This window comes from Pseudomonas kielensis, from assembly GCF_014236655.1.
Classification (GTDB): Bacteria; Pseudomonadota; Gammaproteobacteria; order Pseudomonadales; family Pseudomonadaceae; genus Aquipseudomonas; species Aquipseudomonas kielensis.
This window is the reverse complement of sequence record NZ_JACMYG010000030.1, coordinates 1-26,464: the sequence shown is the minus strand read 5'-3', so window position 1 is coordinate 26,464 and position 26,464 is coordinate 1. Positions and strand designations below refer to the sequence as shown.

The window sequence follows — 26,464 nt, the reverse complement described above, 5'->3', positions numbered from 1 at the left end:
TTCAATGCCGGGCACAACATTCCCTCCCGCACGTTCCAATTCTGGGTTTCAGACGGTGTGTAAATGGAGAATGGATGTCTCGGCGGTCGCCGGCGGCCAAGCCGTTAAATTGCATCAATGCGATCAGTCCCAATGAGGGGATCTTTCCCCTTGGCCGGCGTTCGCGCTCAAACAACGAAAGCGCAGCGCATGAACAATGCATTGCGAAAACCCATGGAATAGGCGGCATGAATTGAATCAGTCACTCAAACCCGGCGAGAACACAACGATCTCTTCCTCCCAAGGGCGGGTGGAAGTTACCCATGCGGCAGGTAACAACCTGGACGTAAACCTTACTGCGTTTTTGGTCACCGACACTGGCAAGGTGGTGGATGACAGCGGCATGGTTTTCTTCAATGCACCCGTGCACCCTTCAGGCGCGGCGACATTCGCGCCCCCGATCGCTCATGGCGACACGGTCAGTCACAGCATCAGCTTCGACTCGTCTCGACTCCCGTCCAATATCACGAAGATCGCAATCACTTTGACGCAAGACGGCAACGCCGGCGGCTTCGAAGCAGTCAAAGACCTTCGCGCTATCGTCATTGCCGGGGACCAAACCCTGGAACTGGCACCTGAGCCCTTTTCACAAGAGACGGGCATCATCGTGCTTGAGTTGTACGTCCGGAACGGCCAGCTCAAGGCGCGCTCTGTATGGCAAGGTTTCGCCTCAGGTCTTGCCGGACTCTGCGGGTTTTATGGCATCGAAGTTGAAGACGTTGCATCCTCCGCGCCGGCGGCGACACCTGCACCGCCTCCAAAGCCCGTCAACATCGCCAAGACCGTGGTTAAACTGGACAAACCTGGCAGCAGCCACAAGGTGTCCCTCGAAAAAGGGCCGTCCGCTCCAAAGGTTATTCGGGTCAGCGCAACGTGGGTTGATAACGGCGACGGATCTGACAATGACGACCTCGATCTGCGGATCGGCATCCTTCGTCCTGATGGGCGAATGTCCATCATCCAGGCACCTGACAAGCGTGGGGCTTTTGACGTCGATCCCTTCGTTTTCCATACCGGTGACGTAGTCTGCGCCAGCGCCTCCGCTCCAGGTATTGAAACCGTCGAAATTAATCCAGCAATCTCGCAGCTCATGGGGGGCAAGGTAGTGCTGGTCTGCAGCGTTTATTCAGCAGTAGACAACGGTGCGGTTTCGGTGGCATCGCTGAAACCAAAGATGCGGATGGAATACGGCGACCAGGTCGTAGAGTGCGCATTCGAATTCAAGTCCGGGTTTTTCAGCTCAATGGTGTTCACCTATGTAATCGGTCAAATCGAAATTGACCAAGATGGTATCCATCTAAGTCCATCCGGAGTTACCTCCAAAGCCGGCAGTGAAGCCACCCCCTGGCTGACTCGGAAGGGAGACAAAATTGAGCTAACGATGGACGGCCCACACGTATTCAAAGGGCGCCCAATCGAAAGGAGCGGCAAAAAGCAGTACGTCTAAGCTTTCGTGCTAGTAGGCGCTTTAAGCAGCTTCATGCCTGACCAGTACTCCCGCGACGGCACACGGCCGCCGCGGGATTTCTATTTTGGTTGTATGCCAGCATCATCGGCCTCATAAACCCATGTTGAATCGCCCCGCGCCCTCGAACAAAACAGCTCTTCCCATAGGAACTTCCCGCGGCGACCTCACTGGCCGTATAAGACTTGCAGGAACTTCGAGCGCCGTTAGGTTTAACCCGACGGATGAACCAGCCGCCGGTGCAGATACGGCTGTTTCACCAAGGCCATCTCATCATCAGGCGCTCTAATCGTCACAAAGGAACCATGCATGCAGATCACCCAAGGCCAGCGCATGTCGCTGGCAAATATTCTTCCCGGTCTATCCTTCACTCTCTCGGTCAACATCGAAAGCCCCAGCGTAGTCGACTTCGTCTGTTTCGGTGTCGACGACCAAGGCAAGCTTTCTGATGATCGCTATATGGTCTTCTTCAATCAGCCTGTTACGCCTTGCAGCAGTGTGAAGCTTGCTGCGGGTGGCCAGTTTGAAATTAATCTAGCCACCCTGCCCGCCACTATCGATCGCTTGATCTTCACTGCCTCCATCGACGGTGCCGGGGCGATGAGTGACATCCGGAATGGCAACTTCAAAGTAATCAGCCCCGCTGGTGAGATAGGAGCGACCTGCGCGTTCTCAGGGCTCACGTTCACAACCGAGAAAGCGGTAATGATCGTTGAGCTTTACCGAAAGAATGGGGAGTGGCGGTTGGCCTCTAACCTTCAGGGTTTTGCTGAGGGCCTGGACGCTCTCGTGAGGCACTTTGGCGGCGAAGTTACTGAAGAAGCTGCACCGGCACCAGCACCTGCCCCATCTCCCTCCACAATCTCTCTGGAGAAACGTGTAGCTGCTGTCGCGCCGGAACTGGTCAGTCTGGCCAAGAAGGCACAGGTAAGCCTCGAGAAAGCCTGCTTGGTTGGGATGAAAGCTCGTGTTTTGCTCGTGCTCGACGTCACCGACTCGATGCGAAATCAATACAAAACCGGCCGCGTACAGGAAGTCCTCAATCGTCTTGTGCCCATCGCCGTAGCCATGGATACAGATGCCGAACTTGAGTGCTGGACATTCGCCGAACGGCCACTGCGACTCTCACCTGTGACGCTTACCAACTACCAGAACTTTGTCGAATCCGACAACAATGGCTGGACCAAGTGGGACGTCGGTCGGCGTTACAATGATGAACCGAGAGCGATCCAAAAAGTGATCGAATCCTTCCAGGCGTCCAAAGACAAAACCCCTATGTTTGTCGTTTTCATCAGCGACGGTGGCGTTTCTGAAAACCGCAAGATCACGCAACTGATGGTGGATGCAGCGAAGCTGGGAATCTTCTGGCAATACGTTGGTTTAGCAGGCCGGAATTACGGCATTCTGGAAAAACTGGACACCATGCCCGGGAGAGTCGTGGACAACTGCGGATTCTTTGCCCTGGATGACCTTCACGACATGACGGAAGAGCAGTTGTACGACCGGCTGATGCAGGAATTCCCGATGTGGATCTTGGAGGCAAAGCGCGAAGGAATCATTCGCTAATCCTCTCCTGCACTGCCCTGCCTCACACCGCGGCGGCTCAAGCCGCCGCGGTTGTCTTCAGTTCAAGACCAACATATCCATCGGCGTCACCTCAACAAAACGCGCAGAGCGGTCCAGCTTTACCACTGCGCCACACGCGTTCAGGGTCGCTGCAGGATCGATCGCATCCAGACGATTAAAATCAATCGCATCCCACTGATCTCGGCCTACTAAGACCGAGAGCACGTAGTGATCATCCACCGCACCGGTTGCGGTGTTGTTACGCTGAATGTAGCCCGACACCAGGATCTTCTGGATCGCTGGCAGTAGAGCAAATACCTCTCCTACAACTCGAAACAGAGAGCCATAGCACAGCGCGACAAAGTCTCTGCGTACCTGGGCATCCGAACGATTTTTGAAGGTTAGTTTGCCGTTACCCCGGGCTTCAGCGCTGCGCTGCGGGATATCGCCCTCATCAGGTAAATCAACATCGAGCGCGACGCCGGTAACGTCTTGTGAGAACTCATAGGCCACTTGGGTTTCTTTTGGCCAGGCAATGCCGCTCAACACATAGTCCAGGGCACGTTCCATCTGAGCACTGAAGCCCTTTGCCGCCAGCCGGAATGCTTTCTCGATTTCGGTGCGTTCAAGTTCATGGGCGTCCCGCGTGGACTGCCAGTTCGCGAGGTCTTGTTGATACTGCTCTTCCGCCGACTCAGCCTCACGCTCAATCTTCGCGCTGCGAAGGAGCATTCGATCCATCAAGCCTGGCGTCTGCTGAGTGGGCCTCGTGGGTTCTTCAATGGCGAATGGAGCTGGGATTACCGGCATGGCACCCGGCCGAGGCGTAAGTAGGTGCACACCTAGGCAGGATTCGAGATCCTGATTGACCTTATCAGCAGCTTTCGCCAGCAAGTCCTGAATGGAATCGGCCATCTCCGATTTGACACGTTTGATGACAGCAGTCGGCAACTCGATGTCATCCATGTCCGTAATCAACAACGTGCCGTCGTCGTTTACTTTCACCTTTACCTGGCCCGAGTATTCGCTTCCGGCAGGGCCTGGTTGGGAACTACTCGATCTACTGGGCCGGTCGATCCTCTCGCGGTATGAAAGACCAGTACCGGGTAAACCCGCATTGAGATAAGTGCCGTTGCGGCCCATCGTCATACTCAGACCACGGGGCCCAATCGAAGTACTGACCCCCTTTCCGCTGATGTTAAGGCGTACGCCAGGCACAATCGTGATTCGCTTGCTGAAACGAAATCCCATGACTACTCCTTGATCCTTATTCCTGGATTCTTTGTTGCTTGAAATGCCGGCATCGGTTGGGGCCCCTACGACAGGCTCGACTTTCATTTACATCGGAGGTCGCGCCTGTGGCAATAGCGCAACCACCGATATGTCACTTATGCCCGTCCGGCAATGTAATCGTCGATCGAACTGAATTGCCGATTGCGGCACATCCAGCCTGAGAGGAATACGAACACGGTCGTGGCAAGAACTGCCCAGCCGCGCCGCCGCCGGGCCTCACTTTTGGTGCGGGCACCACCGCACAGCAGGAGAGCCATCATAAGGAAGTAGAAGGTCAGCAGAATGACCTTTGCAAAGAGGGATAGAAGGAAAAACCAGATGCTGTTGCTTCTGTACGTTTGGATAAGCACCTGCAAGGACATAAGACCACCGAGGACGCAGGCAGCAATGATGGAGTAGTTGCGTGGGACCTCGAGCCAGGCGCTCGCGACGAAATACGCACCAATCCCCAAGATCGGAGTCAAGGTTGTCCAAAGCGCGTCGGTGTAGTCCTGATAGATCGTAATGGTCCCCCGGCGGTGCAGGTAAATGCAGACCAGCAGCAACATTGCCATCACGAACAGGCCAATCTTCAAGTTCAGGATCGCTTGATGATCATCCGCTGCACTTCGCGTCGCTGCCGGCTTCACCGCGGCGGGAACCATTGGAGAAGTAGCGGCCTTTGAAATCACATTCGTTTCAGATTGATCAACCCGGGTAGCGGCAACGGAGGTTGGCGCTTTAGATGGATGATCAACCTTGGTGCGTAATAGAACACTGAGCCGATCAGTCATCGAAGCGGTTAAGCAACTGGCGGTCTTGCAGTTGTCGCGCAGACGCAACCAGTCTCGTTGATCTTGACGGACCTGGGCCTTGTTCGGCGCTGCGTCTAATGCGCGGACATATTCGGAGTTCATCTGCTCATCCAGACGACTGAGTGCAGAATCTGTGCAAATCGATTTCTCAGCAAAGCTTGCAGCTTTGGTGCAATCAAAGCTGGTGGCGTTGGAGTGGGCTGATACCAGGGTGAGCAACATGGCGAAAAGGCCAGAGCCGATGTTGAAGCGCGACATATTAGATTTTTCCTTCTTTTTGTTTGCTCCAGCGTTTCGCCAGAGCCCTGCCTAACCGCGCTCGCATGCACGCGGCTAGGTGCCTGATGCCTGGCTCTTACTTACGACGTTGGGGCCTGAAGAAATGTCGTGCCGTCCCACTTGTAGTTTTCGGTGCTCTGAACACTCGGGCAGCAATCAGCATCATCCGGACCGACGGAGAGAACAGTCAGCCTGACGGTTTGGGGATCAACCACCTGGATGTCCTGGACACCATTGCCGACTACAGCTTTCCCACGGAACTCCCAGCCTGCCGAACCGCCAATGAACGCGGCAAGTGTTTGGAAGTAGCCATTACCGCCGCCTTGACCTTCGATCGTGTAAAGCACCACGGCATCCTTGATACCGTCGTTATTCAAGTCAGCAAAGATGATCTGACGACCGTCCTTGTATTCATCCCCACCATCCTGATCAATCTCACTCGAGATCATCCGATCTGCAGATGCAGCAAGGTCGGATGGCACTAATGCTTTTGCCTGAACTGCTGGCTCAACCGACTGGCTCGCTGGCTCCGCCGGCCGGGCAGTCGGGGTGACCTGAGTTTGACTCGGTGCTTGAGGTACCTTGCCCAACAAAATTGCCTCGGTCTCAGTCATTGGTTCGTCAGGCTTAGCAGATGTTTTGCTCGCTTGAACACCAGCGCTGACCTTTTGAAGCACTGCAGCACGCAGTTCTTGCATGTCTGAAATGTCGAAGAGTTGGTTGCGGGTATTTCCGAACGGTTGGGCTTCACCCAGGAACCATCGCGCAAAAAAACCGGGACGTTTGTTTTCTTGTTGATCGACCAGGTGGTCAATTAGCTCGTTGGCGGTTTTTGAGAAGCGATCAAACCCGTCCTTGCCCACGACCTGCACGATCGTATCCTTTTCCCTGTCGATGTTACTGCGCGCGAGCTCGAGCATGACAATGTTCGTGTCGACCAGTTTGCTTTCGCACTCGTTCGTATAATTTCCAAGGCATGCCTGCCTATATTCTTGAACTGCATTGTTGGCCTTGAAGTCGTTGTAGGCTCCGCAGCCTGACATGGACACCAAAACACCTGCAGCTATAACCCCACGAAACATGCCCATCCAAATATCCTTTTGAAACCGAGAACCGGTGGACTGTCATGGCGATCGCCAGCAGTCGCTCCTAGTGAAGAAGTGGTAGATACCGCCCACAGGACCCACTCCGTGGTCTTTCTGTAGGCAAGAAAAAGCCCCCATTTCGCGGGGGCTTTCTCAAGCCTTGCGGCTTAGCCGATGTTCACGCCCATCGATTTAGCCAGCGGGGCTAGGCCGCCAGCAAAACCTTGGCCGATCGCCTTGAACTTGAACTCGTCGCCATTGCGGTACAGCTCGCCGAAGATCATCGCGGTTTCGGTCGAAGCGTCTTCGCTCAGGTCGTAGCGCGCCAGTTCTTTGCCGTCAGCCTTGTTCACTACACGGATGTAAGCGTTAGCAACCTGGCCGAAGCTCTGCTTGCGTGCTTCAGCGTCGTGAATGGTCACAGCGAATACCAGTTTCTTCACAGCGGCAGCCAGACCGGTCAACTTGACGTTGGCTTGCTCGTCATCACCAGCGCCTTCACCGGACTGGTTGTCGCCCAGGTGTTCAACCGAACCGTCTGCCGATTTTTTGTTGTTATAGAAGATAAAGCTGGCGTCGTCGAGGACTTGGCCGCTTTCACCCAGGATGAAGATCGACGCGTCGAGGTCGAATTTCGAACCGTCGGTAACTCGTGCGTCCCAACCCAGACCTACAGTGACTTCGGTCAGGCCTGGGGCCTCTTTAGACAAACTTACGTTCCCGCCTTTCTGCAAAGATACGGCCATTTTCGATTCCTTTAAGTGAGGTAAACAAGGCCTTGAAATCAAGACCAAGCAAACAAAAAATAATTAAATTAACGACTTAGGCGTTAAAAATTCATGCCATAGTTATTGGCCAGAGCTTTCAGGCCGCCGGCATAACCCTGGCCAACAGCGCGGAATTTCCACTCGCCGCCGTTGCGGTACAACTCAGCAAACACCATCGCAGTTTCAGTCGACGCGTCTTCTGCCAGGTCGTAACGAACGACTTCCGCATTGGTCGTATCGTTAACGATGCGAATGAAGGAGCCGCCGACCTGACCGAAGCTTTGCTTGCGTACTTCTGCATCGTGGATGGTAACGATGAAGACCACTTTGTCCACGTCGGCCGGGATGCGGCTCAGGTCTACCTTGATTACTTCGTCGTCGCCGTCGCCCGCACCGGTGCGGTTGTCGCCAGTGTGCTCAACCGAACCGTCAACGCTTTTCAGCTGGTTGTAGAAAATGAAGTCGGCTTCGCCGCGTACTTTGCCATTTGCTGCCAGCAATAGCGCACTGGCGTCCAGGTCGAACTCAGCACCATCAGTAGCACGCGGGTCCCAGCCCAGGCCTACCAAGATTTTGGTCAGGCTCGGGTCGGTTTTGGTCAACGAAAGATTGCCACCTTTCTGTAGGGTCAACGCCATGGGTATTACTCCTTGTGGTATGGGCTGTTACTCAGCGGTTTCAGGTTGAGCTTCTTCCTTGCCTGGGAAGACAAGGCTTGCAACCACACCAATCGCCAGTACAACCATAACGATCAGCAGGCTGGTGTTTGCATCGATTGTGTAGCCATGGTGGAACATGTGGTCGGTTGCGTTCAGGCCGAGTTTAATGGCGATGAAGAACAGCAGCGCGACTACAGATTTTTCCAGGTGGACCAGGTAGCGTTTCAGCGCTTCGAGCACGAAGTACATGGTACGCAGACCCAGGATCGCAAACAGCATGGCAGAGTAGACGATCAGGGGCTCACGGCTAACCGCGATCACCGCCGGCACAGAGTCGAACGCGAACAACACGTCAGACACTTCGGCCACTACAAGGCAAAGGAACAGCGGGGTCGCAAAAATCGTTCCTTTTGCTGCCAGAGTCATGCCTTTGTTCTCAGGCTTCTGGAGTTCCACCTCCAGCTGCTTACGGCTGACGAAGAAATTATGGCCATGGAGTTTCGGCCACACAGGGAACAACTTCTGGGCGAAGCGGTAAGCCATATGCTTGGAGTAGTCCTCTTCCTCTTCATCATCACCGCCGGCGCGCAGCATCATAACTGCGGTCCAAGCCACGATCACTGCGAAGACGATTTCGACCCACGGACCGAAAGCCAACAGGCCGGTACCAATGGCAACGAAGATGCCGCGGAACACAATGGCGCCGATAATGCCCCAATACAGGACTCGGTGACGCATGCCATCTGGCACTTTGAACCATGCGAAAATCGCCATGAACACGAACAGGTTGTCGACGCTCAGAACTTTTTCCAGGGCGTAGCCAGTTACAAACAGGCTGGCGACTTCAGGGCCGTGCTGTACGTATAAGAAGCCGGCGAACGCTAACGAGATAGCGATCCAGAAGATCGACCAAATCGAAGCCTTAGCCAGGGAAATTGGCTTGTCACCGCGGTGAGTAACCATGTCGAGGAGAAGCGCGCCGAGCGCGATCCCGACGAATACCGCCATGGTCAGCGGAGGGAAACCGATTTGAGTGTCCAAAGTAACGCTCCTTAGAGTTCAAAATCAGCTGGGTTAAGGCCCAGCTCAAGGCAGACCAAACGGCAGGCCGCTTTTTCTTGGGCGTCAAAGTCGCCGTCCGACGCACCGATGGCACAGCCCACGCGCACCAGGAGTCGGGACGCGCCGGCATCGTTCTTGATCTTGCCGATGACCTTCAGTGCTTCGGCTTGGCCGAGTTGAAAGTCGAACTCGAACTTTTCACAGTGTGCGTTGAACGCCTTGATCACATCGCCCATGTCGAAAACTTTCAACTCAGGCGAGTTTTGGATGAAGCCGGTCATCTTCTGTTTTTCCTCAGAAGAGATACCGCCGGATGCAGCTGAGATGAGAGCGCAATTGGCGGTCATCGCATCTAGAAATTTCTGATTCTTGAACTTCGAAACTTCGGTAGTTAGTGCTTCACGCGCTGCTGCTGCGTTTTGCTTAAGCCATGCAAACATGTTGTGTTCCCCCAAGGGCGGGGTCGTATGACCCCGCCATGATTTCTATTTGGACCCGGCAGTCCACCTCATGCCCCAGCCATAAGCCTGGTCCATGAGTTTGTGGCCTCGGTGGAAGTCCACCCGCCGAGAGACCTTAACGGCACCGTTCACGTTTTCAAGCATCGCTATGGCACACATTGGTTCACGGCCACCCTCTTCATTGAGACGCACCTCAATGTCAGGCTGACCAGGAATGTAAATAGTCACCACTCCATCGGTTTCTTTCCAAGAAGGCGAGCCCTCATAGATGAAGGCGAACACTAAAATGCGGCGAATTTCACTCCATTGTTTGCCATTGATATGCAACCACTCGCCACCGGAAACAGAGCCAGTACGGTCATCGCCCATCAGCTGTATGTATGGTTCCCGATTGAGACTGCCGAAGGACTCCCCGAGGGCTTGAACAACGCCCTTCTCGCCGTCTTGCAGCTCGTACAGGCAACCAACGTCCAGGTCGACGGATTGGCTTCGCTTGAAGAAGCCGCCCGAGCTGCCTTTGTTCCAGTTCAAGTTCACCTTGATTTCGCCGAAACCGGCTGCCGTCTTTTCAAGACTGATAGACGATCGTGTTTTATCGAGGGTGACCTTGCTCAGACTAATCGTAGATTTAGGTGCAGCGGCCGGAGCAGGCGGCGGCGTTTGTACCACTGGAGCAGGTGCAGGTGCAGGGGCCGGCGCTGGTGCGGCGACCTCTACACCAAAGTGCTTGGCCAACGGCTCAAGGCCGCCATTGAAGCCCTGGGCCACACAGCGGAATTTCCAGTCACCATTTCGGCGATAAAATTCGCCGAGGATGAGTGCTGTTTCCTTCATGCCACCGGTTGGGATTTGAGCTTCAATTCCACCCGTCACCACAACCGAAAGTTGTGACACGCGCTCAAAGCTCGCCTTGTTCTCGTAGATCGTGGCAGTGAGCGCCACTTTCTCAACTGCAGAATCAAGACGACTCGTATCGAGTGAAAATACTGCGCGCCCAGCCGAGGATTCGGTCAGCTGAACAGCGCCACCCAGAATTTGAGGCTGGCCATAGAAACACATGTCGCCATCGCCTCGGACTTTGGCCGAGGCGCCCAGTGCGAAGGCCGATACGTCAATGTCGGCCCCCGGGATAGGCGAGTAATTGATATCAACGCGAAGCTGGCCGCTGGCAACCGGCGCATTACCACCAGGTACGAGATTAGCCATTAGCGCAACGCCTGAACGGCCAGAGTGATCAGGTCGTCAGCAGTACGACCATTCGTGGTGGTGCCGATCGCCTTGAATTCCCAGTCGCCATTTTCGCGAGCCAGGCTCGCCATGACGATGCCGGTGTGCCCACCTTTTTCAGAAAGGTTGAAGCGTGCCAGCTCGGTGTTGTTGCTGCCATTCACGATACGGCAGTAGGCCTTTTCGACCTTCTCAAAAGACTGGCCCATGAATGAATTAACGGTAAAAATCAAGTACTTAACGGAGGCTGGCAGGCGCTGCAGGTCGACATTAATGGTCTCGTCATCGCCTTCGCCATCGCCGGTACGATTGTCACCGGAGTGCTTGATCGAACCGTCCTGGGACTTCAGTTGGCGGAACCACACCAGGTCGATTTTTTGGTAATCGCTGTTCAGCAAAATGCAGGAAGCGTCGAGGTCGATCTCGGAACCACCACCAAACATCTTGCCGAGGAAACCGCCCGCCTTGACTGGGTCCCAACCCAAACCAAGGCTGATGCTGGTCAGCGAACTGCCGGCCGTTTTAGCTAGGGAGATGGATTGCTGTTTTTGCAGGGTAAGTGCCATGGTTACGCTCCTTGTTGGTCATCAGTGTTCGCGTGTCGATCAGGGTTGACCGCCACTTGCAGGTTAGCGTGCGCGACATTGCTCACACCCAAATTCCCGCTTCTATCTGCCCGCAGGCGAAGACGGCGCCATGCGGGGTGAAAGTGTCGCCAGTGTGCTTCTTGCGCCGCGGCCAACAACTCGAAATCACCGCGGGTGTCACCCCATGCTTTAAGCCGGTACTGGCCGAGCGGCCCATACACAGCCTCAAGTCTGAGTACTTTGTTCTCGCATCTGCAGTTGTTGCCAGTCATGCGCCCGGTCAACAGACCGTCTACCGCCTCAAGCTCGGTGCCGATCAACTTGATGCCAAGTCGATCCGCAAACGGCTGGAGCACCAACGCTGGGGACGCGGAGCAGAGAGTAACTACTGCACCTGCCTCTACTTCGGCGGCGACAGATTTTAAACCTGAAGGGCGCATGAGCTGTTCCCAAAACAACCCGCAGAATTTCACGGCCTGCTCCTGCACCCATTTCATTTCTACGCCTGTAAGAAACGTGCTGATCAGCTGTGCTTTCAACTCATCACGATTCAAACGCCGAGCCAGGAATCGAACGCTTGGCAGCGCAAGCCGCAAAATGCGTCGATTGAATTCCCGGGGTCCGAAGGCAAACTTCAGGAATGGGACGAAGCTATCGTGCCGGGTCAGCGTGCCGTCGAAGTCAAAAACCGACAGCACCTGACGCCTTTGCCCGCCAGCATCGTCAAATCCCATTGTCATCGCGCGGCCTCGGCCAAACGGATAGGCGCCTCAATAGGTCCTACATCCGGTTGCCGAACTCCGTGCCACTCTGCTCTTTCAAGGATGTTGACCGCCCATTTGTAATGGGTCGCAGGCTCGCACATGGCATCGTTGTGCTTGAACACTGCCGGAGCAACTTCACTGACAATCATCCTGGCGCAGTTGAGGTCTTCGAGGCTTACGCGCAACGCGTCCTGGATCGTGTTGATCTGAGATGGATGAATCGCCGTCTTCCCTACCAAGCCATGGGCGATGTCGAGTTCCAGCTCCTCCATCAGCAAATGCGGTGTCGCGAGTTGTTCGAACACCGGTGCCGTCAGTGCGAAACCTTGAGACCCCATGACGCCTGCCAACATTGGGATCACGTAGCCCATTGGGGTGCTGTAGAGCGTTGTTGCGGGATTGCGACGAAGTCCAAGACTTCCCATCAGGTCGTTCCCGCCGATACGTAGGGCGATAATTCGCTGATTCAGGTTCGCCTTCAGCGCCTGGCCCAACTCGACCATTCCACCTGGGTTGAACACGTCTGTAGTTTCCAGCGTCGGCATGAGGTACAGCGCCGGGTTTGTAACGGCCTGTTCCCAATCTCCAAGGTTGCGCAGGGTCAATTTCGGCACAACGAACCCATCGACGTGGGCCATCAATGGCCATTCATTCAGCACGGCAGCCATCACCGAGTCTCGGGGGCGAACAAACAGCAGCGGACCATCAGACGGACGCCCACCGCGCTCGTTGATCGCGGTCAACAGGCCATGCAGATTTTTCAACGCCGTGTCGACGTCAATTTCCGCGACCGCATCCTCCAAGCAAACAACCAGAGAACGCAGTTCAGGCAGTTTTGTGCGGAAAACCACTTCCAGCAGATCCGCACGTGTGGCCGGCATGTAGAGCGTTGCCCCCAGGGCATAAGGAGAAAGGACTTTCATCAGCTCACACTCCGAATGATGGTAACCGCCCGGTAAGGGCCCAATGCAGCACCGACCTCTTCCACAGCCACCCCAGCGCCCTCAGTCAGGTGCATGAGCAACTGAACATCGCTGTCGCTACGGCTGCGAACCAAGACGTGATCCGGTACGCGACGCAGTACCGCGCGGGTTGCTTCGGCAATACCTGGCTTTACTCGGTTGAGATTGGTAATGCCGAACTGGGAGGCCAGCGACTTGACTACGTGCGCAGCTGCACCCTGCAATTCAAAACGCTGGGTGTCGGTCCATGGCGAGGCTTGAGGAACCGCCCCCAGCGCCTTTCGCTTCTCGTCGATCTGCTCGATGAACTCGCGGGTTAAATCGTGCTCACGCAGATGGTCGTAAACCACACAACCATGCAGGCCTCCATTCGCGGGCCAGATGGAGCGCGAAACCAGACCAGACACCGTCGCACCAAGGATGCCGGAGGGGATAACCCAGTCTTCAGCCGACGCGGACAACCACGCCCGGCCGCAGGGATCTGCCAGCACAACAAGCCGAGGTTCCTCAGGAAAGCGTGAGTCGCCATTGAGGCTGCGCTGAATCTCACCAGAGATAGCGCCCTTCCCTGTCCAGCCATCGACGAAGACGATGTTCTCGGCACCATGTGCCTGAATGATGGCTTCGAGGGCGACCTTATCTATCCCCCGATCCCGAACGATGCTGATTCCGTAGTGGTGCGCATCTCGACCCATGTCGAGCAGGGCCCGACGCAACAACACGCCGAGCGGCAGGCCAGCACGAACGAAAGACACGAGAACAATTGACGGACCCGTGCATGCCTCGCTCAGCGCCAGCGCCAGGGACTGAACGTCCATGGCCATGCGGGTACCGTTTTGTTCAAGTGCGCGCTCGTATAGGGCTTTATGCACGTCTGTCGGCGCACTCTCCAGGCTGATCATTTCGGAGTAGTGCTTCTGCTTCGACTGAATCAGACGCTCCTTCTCCAAGACATCAGTGGTTTCCATCTGAACGGCCTGCAGCAGAAACTGAACATCATCTGCTGCATAGCTGCCGCTCCCTACGGTAACCAGACCCGCAACGGCCTTAGTCATGGATTTTCACCCCAACCAGCTTGGCCAATTGGCTACGCGCAGGGGTCGCCCACATATGACACTCCTGCATGAAACCGAGGTCAGTGATGCTGTCCCCAAAGCCCAGCACAGGACGCTCACCATTGGCCTCACGATCACGGCGCAACAATTCTTGAACGGCCACTTCCTTCGACAGGCCCAGCGGCAAGAACGCGAGGTTGTTGGAATTTCCGTGGATGTGCATCCCTTCCAGTAAACCGCGAGCCTGTACTTCCGCGAGTACCGTTTGCAGGACTTCATCGTTGGATTCGTTGTGCTTGGTCACCACGTAGTGGCGCAGGCCTTCTTCCTCGACAACCCATCCGCGCAAGGAAATGCCAAGCTCCTTACCAATGGCGAGGGTTGCTTCACTGAGGCCTGGCAAGCGAGCCTGATAGTCAGCAAGAACATCGCTCATGCGTGCTTGCCATTCCTCGTCAAGCTTTCCATCAGGACCAAGGATCACGCCGCCATGGGAGCAGACGGCACCGTGCATGAAAGGCAGTTGCACACGACTGAATGCTTCAACGCTGCGCGCTGTAACTGGGATCACGTCGGTTGTGGATAGGAGCCAATGGGCAAGGGAATGTTGGACAGTGCTCATGTAGCCATTGGGTTGACCCTCGATATCGAGAGTCGCAGTGACCCGCGGCAAACCTTCTGGCATTTTGCGAGCAGTCTGGAACAGGGTGTCGTCGAGATCGACCAGGGCGAGGGGGCGCTTATTGACCATCGACAATCACCTCCGCGTTCAGGGATTCAATCAGCGAGGCGGACACAGCCTGCACAGGTGTTTCCGAGCAAATCAGGACGCGATCAAACTGTCCGGGGCTCACGTTGTAGAGGAAGTTGGGGATACCGAGACCGTAGTTGTCCGCGAACGACAACACGTGACCGATGGCATGGCCCAGAGCGATTGGCGAGCGACTGGTTGAACTGAAATGCACATCTGCGCCAGCACGCTCTAAGCGTTCAGCGAGCAGAAATGGACGCCAGACGAATTCACTGGTACCGACCACAAGTACGCGCTCACCTGCTTTGACGTTCAGGTCCAGAGCCAGGGTGTCTTCTACGACGCGAATACCATGACGCCCCCAGTCACTCTCCGCCGTCAACGGCCACTCACCAGGCTCGATGGTACCAACGGCCGGCATTTCCGGTAGCGGCGCCTCAGCGTCCTCGTGGAAGGTGTACGAACCCTGCAACAGCGATACCTGATGTGCTGAGTCCCCAATGGTTTTGCGAACAGCATCGCCGGACCAATCCGTCAGTACGCACGTCACCACGCGCTCGACCTGGGTCAGGCCGGCATCGACCAGCGCACGGTGAAGATTGATGAAAGTTTTGCCGGTGGAGGCTTCGTCGTCGACCAGCACCAGCGAACGGGCATTCAACATCATTTCCCGAACATCGGGATCGACAGGCAGATGAATGAGATGAGCGCTGGCGTGGCTATGCTCTTCTTCAAAACGGGCGAACAATTCATTGCCCGTCGGGTGACGTGTGCTGACCATGTAGACGGTGTCAGGGCGGGTCGCGCTGAAGGCACGATGTACGCCGGCACCCAAGCCAACTGCTGTTTCCGCCATGCCGATAACGAGCACAGGCCCTGGCAGATCTTCAGGTATTTGCGCCGCGAGACTGTGAAAGCTCGCGTTCATGATCGAAGGACGCACAGGGATATGGCGGCCCAGTACTTTGGACACGAATAGAAACGCACGCTTGGGATTACGGCGCTCGGCGAAACCGAACAATGAGCCCGGGTCGATCTGTGAGGCATCGACGGTGACATCGAGACGCCCGCGCATCAGTTGTGCGCTTAGCGCTTTTGTTACTGCGTTACTTTCCATGAAACAAATTCCTAGGTTAGCGTGAGGTCGATAACCTAACGTCTCGTCCGCAGCTTTCAAGTCAAAATAGGGGCTAAAAATTCTTGGCTTCGACGCGCCACATAGATGCTTGGGCCGAGCGAGCTAATTCAGCAGTGGTGAACGTCTTGCTGTTGGATGTTTGAGGTGCATCGACGCGGCACGCATCCAGAAAGGAGAGGAGCAACGACGCCTTAACCGCAAAATTCATATTTTGAGCATCAGGCATTGTCGACGTGACCAAACCGACTACGGCACCTGATGAATCAAACAAGGGAGATCCGCTAGAGCCTGGTTGAATGGCCGCGGTAAATTGCAAAAGGCTTGAATCGTTGTGGAGGCCAAACAACGCCGACACACCACCCTGGGTAACGTGCACACCGCCGCCGGCAAAACCTGACAACGGGAAACCCAAAGCAACAACAGATTCGCCTAGGTCACAGCCAAAGCCCTTTTTGAAGGACACTGGTTTCAATGTGGGGGATTCCATGACTCTGAGGAGAGCGATGTCGTTACGCTGATCGATTACGACTGGCTCCGCACGATAACGACCCTCAAAGGAGGAAATAGATATCTCACTCATACCCTCGATTACGTGGGCACAGGTGAGCACATGGTTCTGCGAAACAGCGAAGCCGGTACCGGTTGCTCCCGTGCGCGATCGATCAGGATCACCTGTACGACTGCGCCCTTTGGGATGAGCGTCATTGATATCGATGCCAATCCGACGCCCAAGGGCTGCCAACCCATAAGCCGAACCCTCAGCTAGGGCACGAAACTTCCATTGCTGATTACGGATGTAGAACTCGCCGATGATGATCGCCGCTTCACCGTTATCGTGAAGGTCCAATCGGTATTCGATCTGTTCGTCCACAAGCAAATGCAACGAACGAAGCTCGCTTACCGGGCCGGCTGCGGAAAATGTGTACGCGATAAGAAGCACCCGATCGCTGCCGGGCGGGAGGGCTGACAGGTTCAACTCACAACCAACCTTCGCTTGGTCGCCGCTCCACTCCATCCATGACTGTGTAGTCTGGAATAGTGCAGCCTCACCAGTGGGTTGGCGTTTGTCATTTACCGGCAGTATGGCAATCGCCGCGTACTCCCCGAAAGCCGAGGAGTTTCCGCATTCCAGAGTCCATTCACTCCGTGCACCTGATACCGCGGTGTTTACGCCTGGCGCGAGCACCATCATTCCTTGATTACTCCTTGAGTGCTAAAACCACCGCGCTGCAATGGTACCAAACTTCAGGTTTCTCGATGCCTCAGGATGTCATTTTGGCACTACAGCTGCAACGGTGACCCCTTTCACACGTACGTCTGGCCGCCAAACGGTAGCTGGCTCAGGGAGATTCAGGCGGCGAGTAGCAAATATGCCCGCCAAATTGACGCCAGCCTCCCGGGTATAACCAACGCCACCAGAGTAGCGCGGGTTGATTTCCAACAAGTGGGGTATACCCTGCGCATCATCCTTTGTCTGAACGTTCACAATGCCGTCACACTGGAAATGCTCGGCCGCTTTGAGTGCAAGCTCAACCGCTGCACCATCGTTTTCAAAAATCTGATGGACGCCGGTCTTCCTCCGGGCCACGAACGCGATCGCTCGGCCAGCCTCGCAGACCATATCGACCGAACACTCGCTCCCGGGCATGTAAGGCATCACAAGCATCGCTGGCGGCGTTGCTCTTTCGCTGTAAGCACGCATGTATGTAGCGAAATTCGCAACCCGTGCATCGGGATCAGCAAAGCAGCGAAAGGGATCAGCACCCTCTTTGAAACGCCAAAAGCCTTGGCCATAGATGCCGACTGCAGGTTTTACGCAGACCTCACCCGACGCCGAAAGAGTTTCGTAAGCAGCAAACATATCCTCAGCATTCGTAGCAGTGATCGCCGGCACGCAAGCCAAGCCAGCACGCTCTGCCTCAGCAGTAAACCTGCTCTTGTCATCAACGAGGTCGAAGGTTCGCATCGATGTCCCACCGGTTACCAGCACCAGGCCAGCTTCCTCGAATCGAGCCCGGGCCTGCTCAAATACACCCCCCAATCGACCTGCCAGGATTACTTTGATGCCATAGGTGCGTGCAGTCGAAATCACCCACGAGATCCGCTCTTCAGCACCACGAGGCTCGGTGAAACTAATATCTGCACCGGCCGTGATTTCAGGGCGATCGTCGCGATGCGAGGCGAAAATCTTCACCTCAGGTGGCAGCGCATCACGCGCACCTTGAATAATGTCGCGCTGGCTAGACTGCCCTTCGAGAAACCAAATCATGTTTTAACCTCACTTGTAGATGTGCACTGACAGTCAAACCCGATGACGGGGACTGACAGCATCCGATAAGTTCAACCGGAACATAACGAGTCCGGCCGTAGCGTCAAGGCAATGCAGCGCGTTGTTCCAGGAGAGCGTCATCACGAGACAAGCTCCCATCCACAATTTCGGTTTTCAGGTTTTAAACTGGACCGCTTGCATGCGGTTCCTGCGCTCGTAAAATAATTCGGGACGGTGGTGGTGAGGCAAAACTAGGCGAGGTCAGCCGGAGAAAAACAAACAGCATCGTCATTTTCGAGTCGAGTCCAGTTAAGAATGGGCACCGATCGCAACATTTTTCTAACAATTTTGCAGCGACATCAAGTAAATCGTCCACAGACATTCTATTTCAGCGTATGAAGCTGCAGGGCAACTGAAGCTCACCCCGTACCGTCCTCAAGTTTTGAACCAGTATCGACCCCGGGATAATCTATACCACCACCTGGAGTCCGGCGACTAAAGGGTCAACAACTACGCGATTGGGCAAAATTCCGCGTATCCACATTCCATGAAACGAGGACACCCGTGAAGGTCCATTTCCGCATAAGCCAAAACCCGCTCGCGCGCACCAGATGAGTGGCCGGGGATTAACAAACTCGAAGTAACTGCGTGCGGTAGTGTTGCGAAAAACTAAGCTCGTATGCAGGTCCAATCACGAAGTCTTTAAGAGACGCTGAAGAGCTATGACCAGCTTGATCTGGATGCATAAGGCCGAACCCGATCTCCAGATCGCTCCTCGACTCAGCATCGCCACTTCCAAACTCGTAGCTGACGGAGTCACTCGGCGCCCCCCGTACCAAGCTGAGCACAGCATGGGAATCTGGCAAGTCATCAGCTACCCGCTCAGAAAACTGCTGAAGCGTTGGTTCCGCCAGGACGTAAAGCCATGCTTCGTTGTCAGTCGTAGTTGAACGACGCAGGATCCGTCCTAGAACTTGTCGGTAGTATAATTCGGTCCTGATCCGACTCAGGTGACAGCACACCTGTAACCTAGGGATATCCGTCCCTTCACTGATCATCCCAACAGCGACTATCCAAGGACAACTGCTGTAGCGAAAGTCGTTGATTACCTGCTGAGCATTGGGAGTCTTGTTGGTTACGACTTGGCACATCTCACCTTGGTGCCGGAGCATAGCCGCGATCTGATGGGCATGTTCAATGTTCGTTGCTACCACTAGGCCGCCGGCGTCAGGCTTCACCTCGCGAATCGAATTAAGCTTGTTACACCCCAAGAGCAGTAGCTGCTTGAGAATATCCTCATGACATAAAAGATCTTCGTAGGACACAGGAGAGTCGGCCAAAAGCCTGGCTATGTTTGGGAAAATCGTGACCGTATTCTCGCTTGCAACGGCCTCAGAAAACCTAACCATTTGATTGTCAAGAATGACTATCCGAGGCGATCGACAAACTTGGTCCGCGATTGCCTCTGGCAATCCATATCGATAATCGCAGATAAGATTTGCCTCAGGCGTGGAATAGCGTGCCAAGGCGATTGCCTTTTGATCAGATCGCCAAGGAGTACCCGAAAGTGCAAGCGTGCATGCTGCGCGATCTTGAACTCTCTGAATGATCTGTTGGCCCCAAGCATTGCTTAACAGCGCATCGTGGCCTGCACAGTGATGTATCTCATCAAATACGGCGAATATACGATGCTCATCGAAGAGCCTCCAAAACGCCTCATCCCGATACTCCATACCTTGATAGGTACACACAGCACCCACAGCGCCGATTAACCCATCAAGCCGTCTCCCGAGCACTTCGGCAAACGTCCGACGGAAGCCATCTACCACTTGTCGAGATGGAGCGAAACAAAGGATCAAATCAATTTCATTGCGCTCGAGCAGCACCTTGGCTAGCTCTGCTGCCATTCGCGTTTTTCCCGAACCTGGTGTTGCTTGGCAGAAGAAGTGAGGGTTACCGCGATAGTGCTCAAGCGCGGTTTCTATACATTCCCTTTGCCACTCTCGAAGAGATTTTGTCATGCCGCGGCAATTGCCTTGAGCGAGTTTTCGAGCGCACGAAGATGCCCCAGCAACCGAGAGCTGCGGTCTCGAACCTCATGGTATTCGCCTTGAAGCCGGGCTCTTAAAACAGGGATCTCCTCAAAGAGCTGTTTGTAACGCTCCGTTTCCCCCATTGAGGACAGGAGGTCTAGGCGAGTCTCTTTTAGCATTTCTTGAAGACGGCCTTGGTCGTCCGATTCATTTTGTGCTGATCGTGTTGGCAGCTCGACCAACGGACCTTCAACGCTTTCAGAGTGAAAAGGGGATGAGTTGTCAGGTCTTTGAAATCGGGAAGCAACCAGCACAAGGTTTATATGGGCCGGCATTTCCAACAGATGGAAGAGCTGTCCACGCTTACTGAGTTTCGGCGACTTCACAACCCAGCCGGCACGAATCAGTCGACGGATTTGCTCATAAACGTAAATCCGAACTGCGCCCAGCTCATAGCCAGGGAAGTCTAGAGTCGCTGCATAGGCATCTCGAAGCTGGCGAGTCGTGAACCGCTGATGTATTTCTTGGCAAAGCAAGTCGTACAACTGCCTGTCGAATTCGAATGAATCATGTTTCATGCAGGCACCCAGAGTTCCGCGAACAAAAATACGGATTATAGTCCGTGGCTGATTCGTCCGCAAACGCCCGATAGTGCTGCCTCAAGCAGGTTGAGGCAGCTATGGGGAAATTGGCGAAGGCCTTGGGAACGAAGATACGGGAAGCAAGGAAGGCTAAGGGCTTGTCCCAAGACGTCCTAGCTCTCGTCTGCAAGGTTGATCGTAGCTATATGGGGCGCATCGAACGTGGAGAGGTAAACATAACGGTCGAGAAGCTTTATCAGATTGCTTTGAGCCTAGGGTGTGAACCAGGGTCACTTCTGCCGACAGCCAAAGATGCTAGCGATTGATAAGGTCAGGAATTGCCCCCTAGCAACCTCATTGAGGTAGAGACAAACCTTGACTTTAAGGATGCAACCTAACCTGAAAAGGCTTGATTTGGCGCTCCGCCAACTCTAACTCCCTTACGCGTTCCCATAGCTGTAGATTTTGTGTGAGGACCCGGTCGCGCTGCGCACGAACAGTTGCTAATTCAGTCGCCAAGGCATCAAGCTTATCTTCCAAACTGTCAATTTTTTTAGTGTTTGAATGACTGCCCCCCCGATTTGCCTCTGCACGAAAAGCCTCAATCCTGGCTAATATGGGCAAATGTGCGTTACGAGATTTCTTGAGGTAGCCACGATCAAATCCGGCTTCGAAACTTACAATGCTCGCGGTGATTTTCGAACGAGATAAGCCTACATGCTCCGCCACAACTGGCCTGCCTTCGAGAAGGCGCTGCAACGCCTCTTCACACTCAAGCAAACCACGACCAACTACTTTATTAGAACGCATAGCTACACATCCTTATCAATAAAGCGCGCCTTAAAGCTCAGGAGTCGTTCAAGATCCCCATTGGCTACTTGATATTCTCCCGAACCATAAGAATATAGCGTTAACTCTTCAGTCATAGCCTCAATGGCATGGCCAACTTTTTCAGGCTGTATTATTGCGCCTTCACATATCAAACATTCTGTGAAATCACCAAGCAAAAAATAATCACATCGACCAACCTTAGAACAACCACCTAAAAAAGTTGGCCGATAGCTAATCTCGCAATTCTTCACACGAATCAAAGTGTCTGCCCTAACATCCTCAATGCATACTTCACCATTCTTAAAACGAGCTTTCTGCTTCTCAATATAAGACCCCGTGCCTCCGAACAATGGTGCTTCCCTGAACAGCACATCGGACAGCAGTTGATTCGCAACAGCCATCGGCATCCCCATCTGAAACTCCAACGCAACATGCGAGTTGGGCAAGACAAAGCCATTACTTTTCGGATCGTAGTATCCAAAAATAGTCTTTAGATTTTGAAACCCATTACTGTAATAGCGAGCCATTTCGAGAGTCACTTGTTTGTATTGCGACTTCAAACTGGGCAACGAAATAAATCCACTATTGCTACCATAGAAAGCTAATGAACGGCGAAACTGGTGACCTGTCAGCGGCCAAGAACGACCTACCGCAAACTCTGGCTCACTGTAAAAGTCACGCTTCGTATCAGTTTGCGCCAACTCCTGTATGTCAGAAAGCTCAATCCTGACACCTTCTATTAGAGGAATTTTATTATAAAAATTCCCTAACTTCCCCACACCAACATCGGTATTGCGTTTTCGAAGGACTGCGGGATTTAGAAATAATGGACAGTCATTATCCACATCAATTTTATAGATACTTGCTAGTCCTCGACAAATTGCCTGCGCAATTTTTACAGCCTTGACAACTTCGCTCGGCGCGAACCACGATTCTGATTTTTTGTACCCTGTAAATTTTGTGGTCGTCGACAGAACTGAGACTGATCTCGCCAAGTCGCGAGTCACTCCATTATCATCAACGACCTCCTTTAAATAGATCTCATCAGACAAACAATCATACTGCATGCGCAGCACCTCTTGCTCTCTCATGCCTGTGTATAAGTGAATTACGTTTTTTACAATGTATTGCATTTTCAATAGCGCAGGGCTCAACCCTCTTTTATGAGAACAAGAAAAAACTCCAGAAAAAACCTCATTCAGACAATGAGCCTGAAGCACCTCAGTCATAATTGGTCTGTAATTAGCCTTTCCGCCAGGCAACAGACTTTTCTGAACATCATGAGCGAGCCCATAGAATTCATCGCAAAACTTAGATACAAAGCACTCCAGGCTTTCTACGCCTCGGTGAATCTGATCAAGCATATCTTGGAGAACGTTTATTAGCTCCAAATAGATCCTAGTTGGAATAACCGGATGTTGATTAGGCTCATGTCGACGCAATTCAATATCACGCGAACTAATAACGCGATAACCCAATCGATCATCACCAACAGAAATTAAATTGGCAAGCAAAGCTGATAGCATTTGCGGAAAATGTGGCTGCGCCCTCTCAGCAATAAACGCTGCCAAATAGACCGGGGTACTGAAAAGTTGTTGCAAGGACAACACACCAACTAAAGGCTTTTGGATTTGCTCATAACAAAACAACACCGCGCTCCGCAAAACCACCCAGCGCTGCTCTAATGTCTTTGCACTCAACCGCCCCAGACGACCACCTCCTGCGAAATATGCAAGACAATAGATAATGTATTTCACCTCATCGATCAACGCTTTGTTTTCGGGACCAATCGCCTTTAAAATCTTATCAAATCTAAATTTCGTGACCCTCGTCGCTCCAAGTCGATATGGATTAAAGTCCCATATCCACTCTTTATATATTGCCGTTGGCGTACCATGTTTATTTCGACACAGAACAAACTCAGATGAGGGTTTAAAGTTTATATCCAGCATTGCAGCATCAGGAGCAACGGCACCCAAATTACCCATGGCGGCATATAAACCACTTACCGCAGAGGCACTCAAAATACAACCCCCATTGCTTCATAGCGTTGCAGGCGTCGCTCCCAAAATGGCGTTAGCACCCCAAGATTAAATACTTTATTCCTCATGGCAGATACTAACTGCGAAACAGACTCCGAGCGATTTGCAATTGCCTCTAAGATAAACTCGACCCGAATGGATAAGTCCTTATAGAGTACTTCTGCGTGACCACTATCCTGAGCAGTATTGCGTACAGCGTTAACCACATAATGGAGACTTAATAACTTATGAATATCATCTTCATCGGCGTGACAGAAATAATGAGTGCAATACAAACAGCCGTACTGATTACGACAATTCGGCTGAATCACCGGTGCTTCGGTATCGCTGACGGGAACTGGAAACCTGAACGAGTCACAATGACCAACGGCAATTGAGTCAAGTTTATCTGACGCTGTAACACTTCGCTCACGTACCATTTGAGCAGCTTTACGCACTGAATCCCAGTAAGTACCAAACTCACTTTCCTGCTGTTCAACAGTGGCTTCTGAGTACGACGAAATATTCACCCCACTGGAATGATTTAACGCCCGCGCAACTGTTTCCAGGGAGTACTTAGCCGCGTGATGAGCGGAACTTTTATGCTTACGCGCCTTGTTATAGGTTATTTTTGGATATTTGCCATCTACAAAAACGCCCGAAATCGATGAGTAAAACCTAGTTGCCGCAGCCCCGGCATCAAGATCAGAAAATAATAGACAAACAGCGCCTTTAGAAATCTTTATCTTGAAAAACAATCTATCAACATATTCTCCATTGAGAATCCAATCACGCAACTTAAAATACTCTCGAAGCAGTGTTAACCCTTTTTTTCGCCCTAAGACATATCCGGTCATCTTTCCTCTAGCACGAAATTTTACAGCCGTTAATTCTTTCTTCAATACTGACTTATCAATCCCCAGAGCATCCTCATAACTAAACTGTTCCAGTTCAGTAGGTGATGCACCTGTCATCAACATAAAAAGAGAAATATATGCTTTTACAGCAAAGGCGGCCATTTGCAACCGGACATAATTACGAGATTCAGAATTAGCAAATTCTACGCTAGCCTGCGCATCTGCTATAGCACGCTCTGCTTCACAAAGCCTAATTGTCTGACCTCTTCCAGCATATTTGGACATGTATTCTTCGACTGTTGCAACACGTCTTTCTGCCACGTTATAACAATCATGCCCCTGTCGAAAAGGACTATTCATTCCACCATTAGAAGGAAACTTAACAACTTCATAATTTCTTATCCGGACTACGCATGGAAATGGCTCTTGCTCAAGAATAAAATTACTGTAATCACGCGCAATGGCAATACATACGTCCGTAAAAAAGTGTACATCGGATTCTCTAGGCGGCTTTATTGCTTTTCTTTGCCTAGCAATTGGCACGGCACTACGAACTACATAATCCACTACTGATGAAAACTGGAGTCCAATTATGAACTGTAAGGTCTTCTGACATTTAGCGGCATGCTGAGGAGCAAAATCCCCTTTTCTGATTGAATCATTAAGATAAGATGTGTAGTCAGCGTATGCTCTAGATGCACAACTCACATCAGTAAAAACCTCCACATAACCATTGGCATTTAACCAATTCACGACAATGTGCAACACTCTAAACTGGGTTACTATCGAATTATCGCGCAAACCTATTAGAGAATCGAGGAGCTTCACCACTAGCTCACGCCTACTTTCCACAAGAGATGACTCGACAACCGATATAGTACCGGCATTGTCAAACTCCCTCGATCTAGCTTCGCCTCGCGTTGCATATGCGATACTCCCAATATCGATAGGCGACTTATACCCCTTTGCATTGGCAAGCTTTAGACGCAAGCGCTCCGGAAACACATGCTCCTGACTGATTTCATCTACCGTGATGACTTTTGTTTCACGAAATGACCAATCAACATGACTATTCATCTTGAGCACTCAGTATAAAACTTGAATAACTACCTGAAAATAGACTAGCCTCAAACTTTTCCTGCGCGACAGTTTTCTGAGGAAGCATCTTGAATAGTTGAAGGTAATGCTCTGTCATCTCTCGTGTGGCGTGGTGCATTCGCTCCATTATAAAATCAATATCATCTCCTGGACGCATAAGCCCCACAACAATAAGGGCCTGCAATCTTTGATAGAGCTGAAACCCAAAAGTCGCACGCAACCAGTGATACGAAAAGTCCTGAGGGTACTTATCAGATGTCTTTTGCAATATTTTTCGCTTTATTGTGTCTGTGACTTGGCCAATGGGTCTAGATTTGACAATAGGGTAGCGCGGATCATCTTTTGCCATGTAATAACACCCTCCCTGATCAGATAAAAAGACGTACATATCCTCGTCTTTTATCTGTATATTTGGGTAATATAAAGACAGAGCGGCTCTAAACTTATCTCGCCGTTGCCTCATCATCGGACTATCTCCAAGCACCCGTAACTCCTCAGCAAGTTGCTTTGGCACGTGCAAACGTTGGCTACGGTCTTTCTTGGTATCCATCCCTGTGCCTGGACCGGCATGTAACAGATAGGTGCCATCTGCCTGCAGCCTTTCTGAAATGAACCCTTTTAGATGCTTTAACCGCATCGTAAGCACGGTCTGCTTACGGGCGCCAGTCATCAAAGCCGTCAACAGTATAAGACGTTCTAGTGCTGACCACTCCTCACCTTCAATAACCTTCAAAAACTCAGCCAGCTCAACATTAGACAAAGGACGAAGATCTTCGTTGTCCTCTCGCACATACCCTATTGATACCAGCCTTCCTGGAAC

General features: G+C 52.7%; 25 protein-coding genes. 3 read left to right on the top strand and 22 right to left on the bottom strand.

Going from position 1 to position 26,464, the window contains the following annotated elements; translation table 11 throughout:
- Positions 1-232: 232 nt before the first annotated feature.
- Entirely contained in the window at positions 233-1,486 is a 1,254-nt protein-coding gene (locus H7995_RS22580) for a TerD family protein (RefSeq protein ID WP_185818867.1), read from the top strand.
- A 327-nt stretch (positions 1,487-1,813) separates the two neighbouring features.
- Positions 1,814-3,070 carry a VWA domain-containing protein gene (locus H7995_RS22575; RefSeq protein WP_185818866.1) on the top strand — a complete coding sequence of 419 codons (1,257 nt, stop codon included), beginning with the start codon at positions 1,814-1,816 and terminating at the stop codon, positions 3,068-3,070.
- Positions 3,071-3,127: 57 nt separating this feature from the next.
- On the opposite strand, the gene H7995_RS22570 is transcribed toward H7995_RS22575, so the two are convergent.
- The 18 genes from H7995_RS22570 to H7995_RS22485 form a co-directional block, all read right to left on the bottom strand.
- On the bottom strand, positions 3,128-4,321 hold the full coding sequence (locus H7995_RS22570; protein ID WP_185818865.1) for a DUF4236 domain-containing protein: 1,194 nt from the start codon (positions 4,319-4,321) through the stop codon (positions 3,128-3,130).
- A 137-nt stretch (positions 4,322-4,458) separates the two neighbouring features.
- On the bottom strand, positions 4,459-5,415 hold the full coding sequence (locus tag H7995_RS22565; RefSeq protein ID WP_047303542.1) for a lysozyme inhibitor LprI family protein: 957 nt from the start codon (positions 5,413-5,415) through the stop codon (positions 4,459-4,461).
- Between the two features lie 101 nt (positions 5,416-5,516).
- A complete protein-coding gene (locus tag H7995_RS22560) occupies positions 5,517-6,524 on the bottom strand; it encodes a hypothetical protein (RefSeq protein ID WP_185818864.1) in 1,008 nt (335 codons plus the stop codon).
- Positions 6,525-6,688: 164 nt separating this feature from the next.
- The gene (locus H7995_RS22555) at positions 6,689-7,267 is read right to left on the bottom strand and encodes a TerD family protein (protein ID WP_033896483.1); all 579 of its coding nucleotides are present in this window, start codon (positions 7,265-7,267) and stop codon (positions 6,689-6,691) included.
- An 83-nt stretch (positions 7,268-7,350) separates the two neighbouring features.
- Complete coding sequence (locus tag H7995_RS22550) at positions 7,351-7,926, bottom strand: TerD family protein (protein ID WP_033896481.1); 576 nt, start codon at positions 7,924-7,926, stop codon at positions 7,351-7,353.
- 27 nt (positions 7,927-7,953) lie between these two features.
- Positions 7,954-8,955, bottom strand: a complete 1,002-nt coding sequence (locus H7995_RS22545) for a TerC/Alx family metal homeostasis membrane protein (protein WP_042562209.1) — start codon at positions 8,953-8,955, stop codon at positions 7,954-7,956.
- Positions 8,956-8,999: 44 nt separating this feature from the next.
- Positions 9,000-9,449 carry a tellurite resistance TerB family protein gene (locus H7995_RS22540; protein WP_033896478.1) on the bottom strand — a complete coding sequence of 150 codons (450 nt, stop codon included), beginning with the start codon at positions 9,447-9,449 and terminating at the stop codon, positions 9,000-9,002.
- Between the two features lie 45 nt (positions 9,450-9,494).
- A complete protein-coding gene (locus H7995_RS22535; RefSeq protein ID WP_185818863.1) occupies positions 9,495-10,676 on the bottom strand; it encodes a TerD family protein in 1,182 nt (393 codons plus the stop codon).
- Complete coding sequence (locus tag H7995_RS22530; RefSeq protein WP_185818862.1) at positions 10,676-11,263, bottom strand: TerD family protein; 588 nt, start codon at positions 11,261-11,263, stop codon at positions 10,676-10,678. Before H7995_RS22530 ends, H7995_RS22535 begins: the two co-directional genes overlap by 1 nt.
- Positions 11,264-11,265: 2 nt before the next feature.
- Complete coding sequence (locus tag H7995_RS22525) at positions 11,266-12,024, bottom strand: HAD family hydrolase (RefSeq protein ID WP_042561213.1); 759 nt, start codon at positions 12,022-12,024, stop codon at positions 11,266-11,268.
- Positions 12,021-12,971: an HpcH/HpaI aldolase/citrate lyase family protein gene (locus H7995_RS22520; RefSeq protein ID WP_042561214.1), complete on the bottom strand. Its 951-nt coding sequence runs from the start codon at positions 12,969-12,971 to the stop codon at positions 12,021-12,023. Before H7995_RS22520 ends, H7995_RS22525 begins: the two co-directional genes overlap by 4 nt.
- Entirely contained in the window at positions 12,971-14,065 is a 1,095-nt protein-coding gene (locus H7995_RS22515; RefSeq protein WP_042561215.1) for a cysteine protease StiP family protein, read from the bottom strand. The genes H7995_RS22520 and H7995_RS22515 overlap by 1 nt, the downstream gene beginning before the upstream one ends.
- Positions 14,058-14,816, bottom strand: coding sequence for an HAD family hydrolase (locus tag H7995_RS22510; protein WP_033896472.1), 759 nt, complete (start codon positions 14,814-14,816; stop codon positions 14,058-14,060). Before H7995_RS22510 ends, H7995_RS22515 begins: the two co-directional genes overlap by 8 nt.
- Positions 14,806-15,933, bottom strand: a complete 1,128-nt coding sequence (locus tag H7995_RS22505; protein ID WP_185818861.1) for a phosphoribosyltransferase domain-containing protein — start codon at positions 15,931-15,933, stop codon at positions 14,806-14,808. Before H7995_RS22505 ends, H7995_RS22510 begins: the two co-directional genes overlap by 11 nt.
- Before the next feature lie 73 nt (positions 15,934-16,006).
- Entirely contained in the window at positions 16,007-17,146 is a 1,140-nt protein-coding gene (locus H7995_RS22500; RefSeq protein WP_185818860.1) for a trypsin-like peptidase domain-containing protein, read from the bottom strand.
- A gap of 78 nt (positions 17,147-17,224) precedes the next feature.
- The gene (locus H7995_RS22495; RefSeq protein WP_033896469.1) at positions 17,225-18,223 is read right to left on the bottom strand and encodes an ATP-grasp domain-containing protein; all 999 of its coding nucleotides are present in this window, start codon (positions 18,221-18,223) and stop codon (positions 17,225-17,227) included.
- Between the two features lie 626 nt (positions 18,224-18,849).
- Complete coding sequence (locus H7995_RS22490) at positions 18,850-20,244, bottom strand: DEAD/DEAH box helicase (protein WP_149415257.1); 1,395 nt, start codon at positions 20,242-20,244, stop codon at positions 18,850-18,852.
- Positions 20,241-20,834: a hypothetical protein gene (locus H7995_RS22485; protein WP_033896466.1), complete on the bottom strand. Its 594-nt coding sequence runs from the start codon at positions 20,832-20,834 to the stop codon at positions 20,241-20,243. Before H7995_RS22485 ends, H7995_RS22490 begins: the two co-directional genes overlap by 4 nt.
- A gap of 101 nt (positions 20,835-20,935) precedes the next feature.
- On the opposite strand from H7995_RS22485, the gene H7995_RS22480 reads away from it, so the two are divergent.
- On the top strand, positions 20,936-21,163 hold the full coding sequence (locus tag H7995_RS22480; RefSeq protein WP_033896465.1) for a helix-turn-helix domain-containing protein: 228 nt from the start codon (positions 20,936-20,938) through the stop codon (positions 21,161-21,163).
- Between the two features lie 55 nt (positions 21,164-21,218).
- Here H7995_RS22480 and H7995_RS22475 read toward each other — a convergent pair whose 3' ends face one another.
- The 4 genes from H7995_RS22475 to H7995_RS22460 form a co-directional block, all read right to left on the bottom strand.
- Positions 21,219-21,647: a hypothetical protein gene (locus H7995_RS22475; protein ID WP_033896464.1), complete on the bottom strand. Its 429-nt coding sequence runs from the start codon at positions 21,645-21,647 to the stop codon at positions 21,219-21,221.
- Positions 21,648-21,649: 2 nt separating this feature from the next.
- Positions 21,650-23,692, bottom strand: a complete 2,043-nt coding sequence (locus H7995_RS22470) for an integrase (RefSeq protein ID WP_244647795.1) — start codon at positions 23,690-23,692, stop codon at positions 21,650-21,652.
- Positions 23,689-25,623 (bottom strand): hypothetical protein, encoded by a 1,935-nt coding sequence (locus H7995_RS22465; protein ID WP_185818859.1) that lies wholly within the window; start codon positions 25,621-25,623, stop codon positions 23,689-23,691. The genes H7995_RS22470 and H7995_RS22465 overlap by 4 nt, the downstream gene beginning before the upstream one ends.
- Positions 25,616-26,464 (bottom strand): site-specific integrase (locus H7995_RS22460; protein WP_244647793.1); only part of this gene is annotated, 849 nt, incomplete at its 5' end. The genes H7995_RS22460 and H7995_RS22465, both read right to left, overlap by 8 nt.

Excerpts from the sequence above, each read along its gene's own strand:
- H7995_RS22540 (WP_033896478.1), bottom strand. The coding sequence starts at position 9,449 with ATGTTTGCATGGCTTAAGCAAAACGCAGCAGCAGCGCGTGAAGCACTA.
- H7995_RS22520 (WP_042561214.1), bottom strand. The coding sequence starts at position 12,971 with ATGAAAGTCCTTTCTCCTTATGCCCTGGGGGCAACGCTCTACATGCCG.
- H7995_RS22480 (WP_033896465.1), top strand. The coding sequence starts at position 20,936 with ATGGGGAAATTGGCGAAGGCCTTGGGAACGAAGATACGGGAAGCAAGG.
- H7995_RS22570 (WP_185818865.1), bottom strand. The coding sequence starts at position 4,321 with ATGGGATTTCGTTTCAGCAAGCGAATCACGATTGTGCCTGGCGTACGC.
- H7995_RS22530 (WP_185818862.1), bottom strand. The coding sequence starts at position 11,263 with ATGGCACTTACCCTGCAAAAACAGCAATCCATCTCCCTAGCTAAAACG.
- H7995_RS22465 (WP_185818859.1), bottom strand. The coding sequence starts at position 25,623 with ATGAATAGTCATGTTGATTGGTCATTTCGTGAAACAAAAGTCATCACG.
- H7995_RS22485 (WP_033896466.1), bottom strand. The coding sequence starts at position 20,834 with ATGAAACATGATTCATTCGAATTCGACAGGCAGTTGTACGACTTGCTT.
- H7995_RS22505 (WP_185818861.1), bottom strand. The coding sequence starts at position 15,933 with ATGGAAAGTAACGCAGTAACAAAAGCGCTAAGCGCACAACTGATGCGC.
- H7995_RS22535 (WP_185818863.1), bottom strand. The coding sequence starts at position 10,676 with ATGGCTAATCTCGTACCTGGTGGTAATGCGCCGGTTGCCAGCGGCCAG.
- H7995_RS22495 (WP_033896469.1), bottom strand. The coding sequence starts at position 18,223 with ATGATTTGGTTTCTCGAAGGGCAGTCTAGCCAGCGCGACATTATTCAA.
- H7995_RS22515 (WP_042561215.1), bottom strand. The coding sequence starts at position 14,065 with ATGACTAAGGCCGTTGCGGGTCTGGTTACCGTAGGGAGCGGCAGCTAT.
- H7995_RS22510 (WP_033896472.1), bottom strand. The coding sequence starts at position 14,816 with ATGGTCAATAAGCGCCCCCTCGCCCTGGTCGATCTCGACGACACCCTG.
- H7995_RS22500 (WP_185818860.1), bottom strand. The coding sequence starts at position 17,146 with ATGATGGTGCTCGCGCCAGGCGTAAACACCGCGGTATCAGGTGCACGG.
- H7995_RS22550 (WP_033896481.1), bottom strand. The coding sequence starts at position 7,926 with ATGGCGTTGACCCTACAGAAAGGTGGCAATCTTTCGTTGACCAAAACC.
- H7995_RS22560 (WP_185818864.1), bottom strand. The coding sequence starts at position 6,524 with ATGGGCATGTTTCGTGGGGTTATAGCTGCAGGTGTTTTGGTGTCCATG.
- H7995_RS22575 (WP_185818866.1), top strand. The coding sequence starts at position 1,814 with ATGCAGATCACCCAAGGCCAGCGCATGTCGCTGGCAAATATTCTTCCC.
- H7995_RS22545 (WP_042562209.1), bottom strand. The coding sequence starts at position 8,955 with ATGGCGGTATTCGTCGGGATCGCGCTCGGCGCGCTTCTCCTCGACATG.
- H7995_RS22475 (WP_033896464.1), bottom strand. The coding sequence starts at position 21,647 with ATGCGTTCTAATAAAGTAGTTGGTCGTGGTTTGCTTGAGTGTGAAGAG.
- H7995_RS22525 (WP_042561213.1), bottom strand. The coding sequence starts at position 12,024 with ATGACAATGGGATTTGACGATGCTGGCGGGCAAAGGCGTCAGGTGCTG.
- H7995_RS22490 (WP_149415257.1), bottom strand. The coding sequence starts at position 20,244 with ATGACAAAATCTCTTCGAGAGTGGCAAAGGGAATGTATAGAAACCGCG.
- H7995_RS22565 (WP_047303542.1), bottom strand. The coding sequence starts at position 5,415 with ATGTCGCGCTTCAACATCGGCTCTGGCCTTTTCGCCATGTTGCTCACC.
- H7995_RS22555 (WP_033896483.1), bottom strand. The coding sequence starts at position 7,267 with ATGGCCGTATCTTTGCAGAAAGGCGGGAACGTAAGTTTGTCTAAAGAG.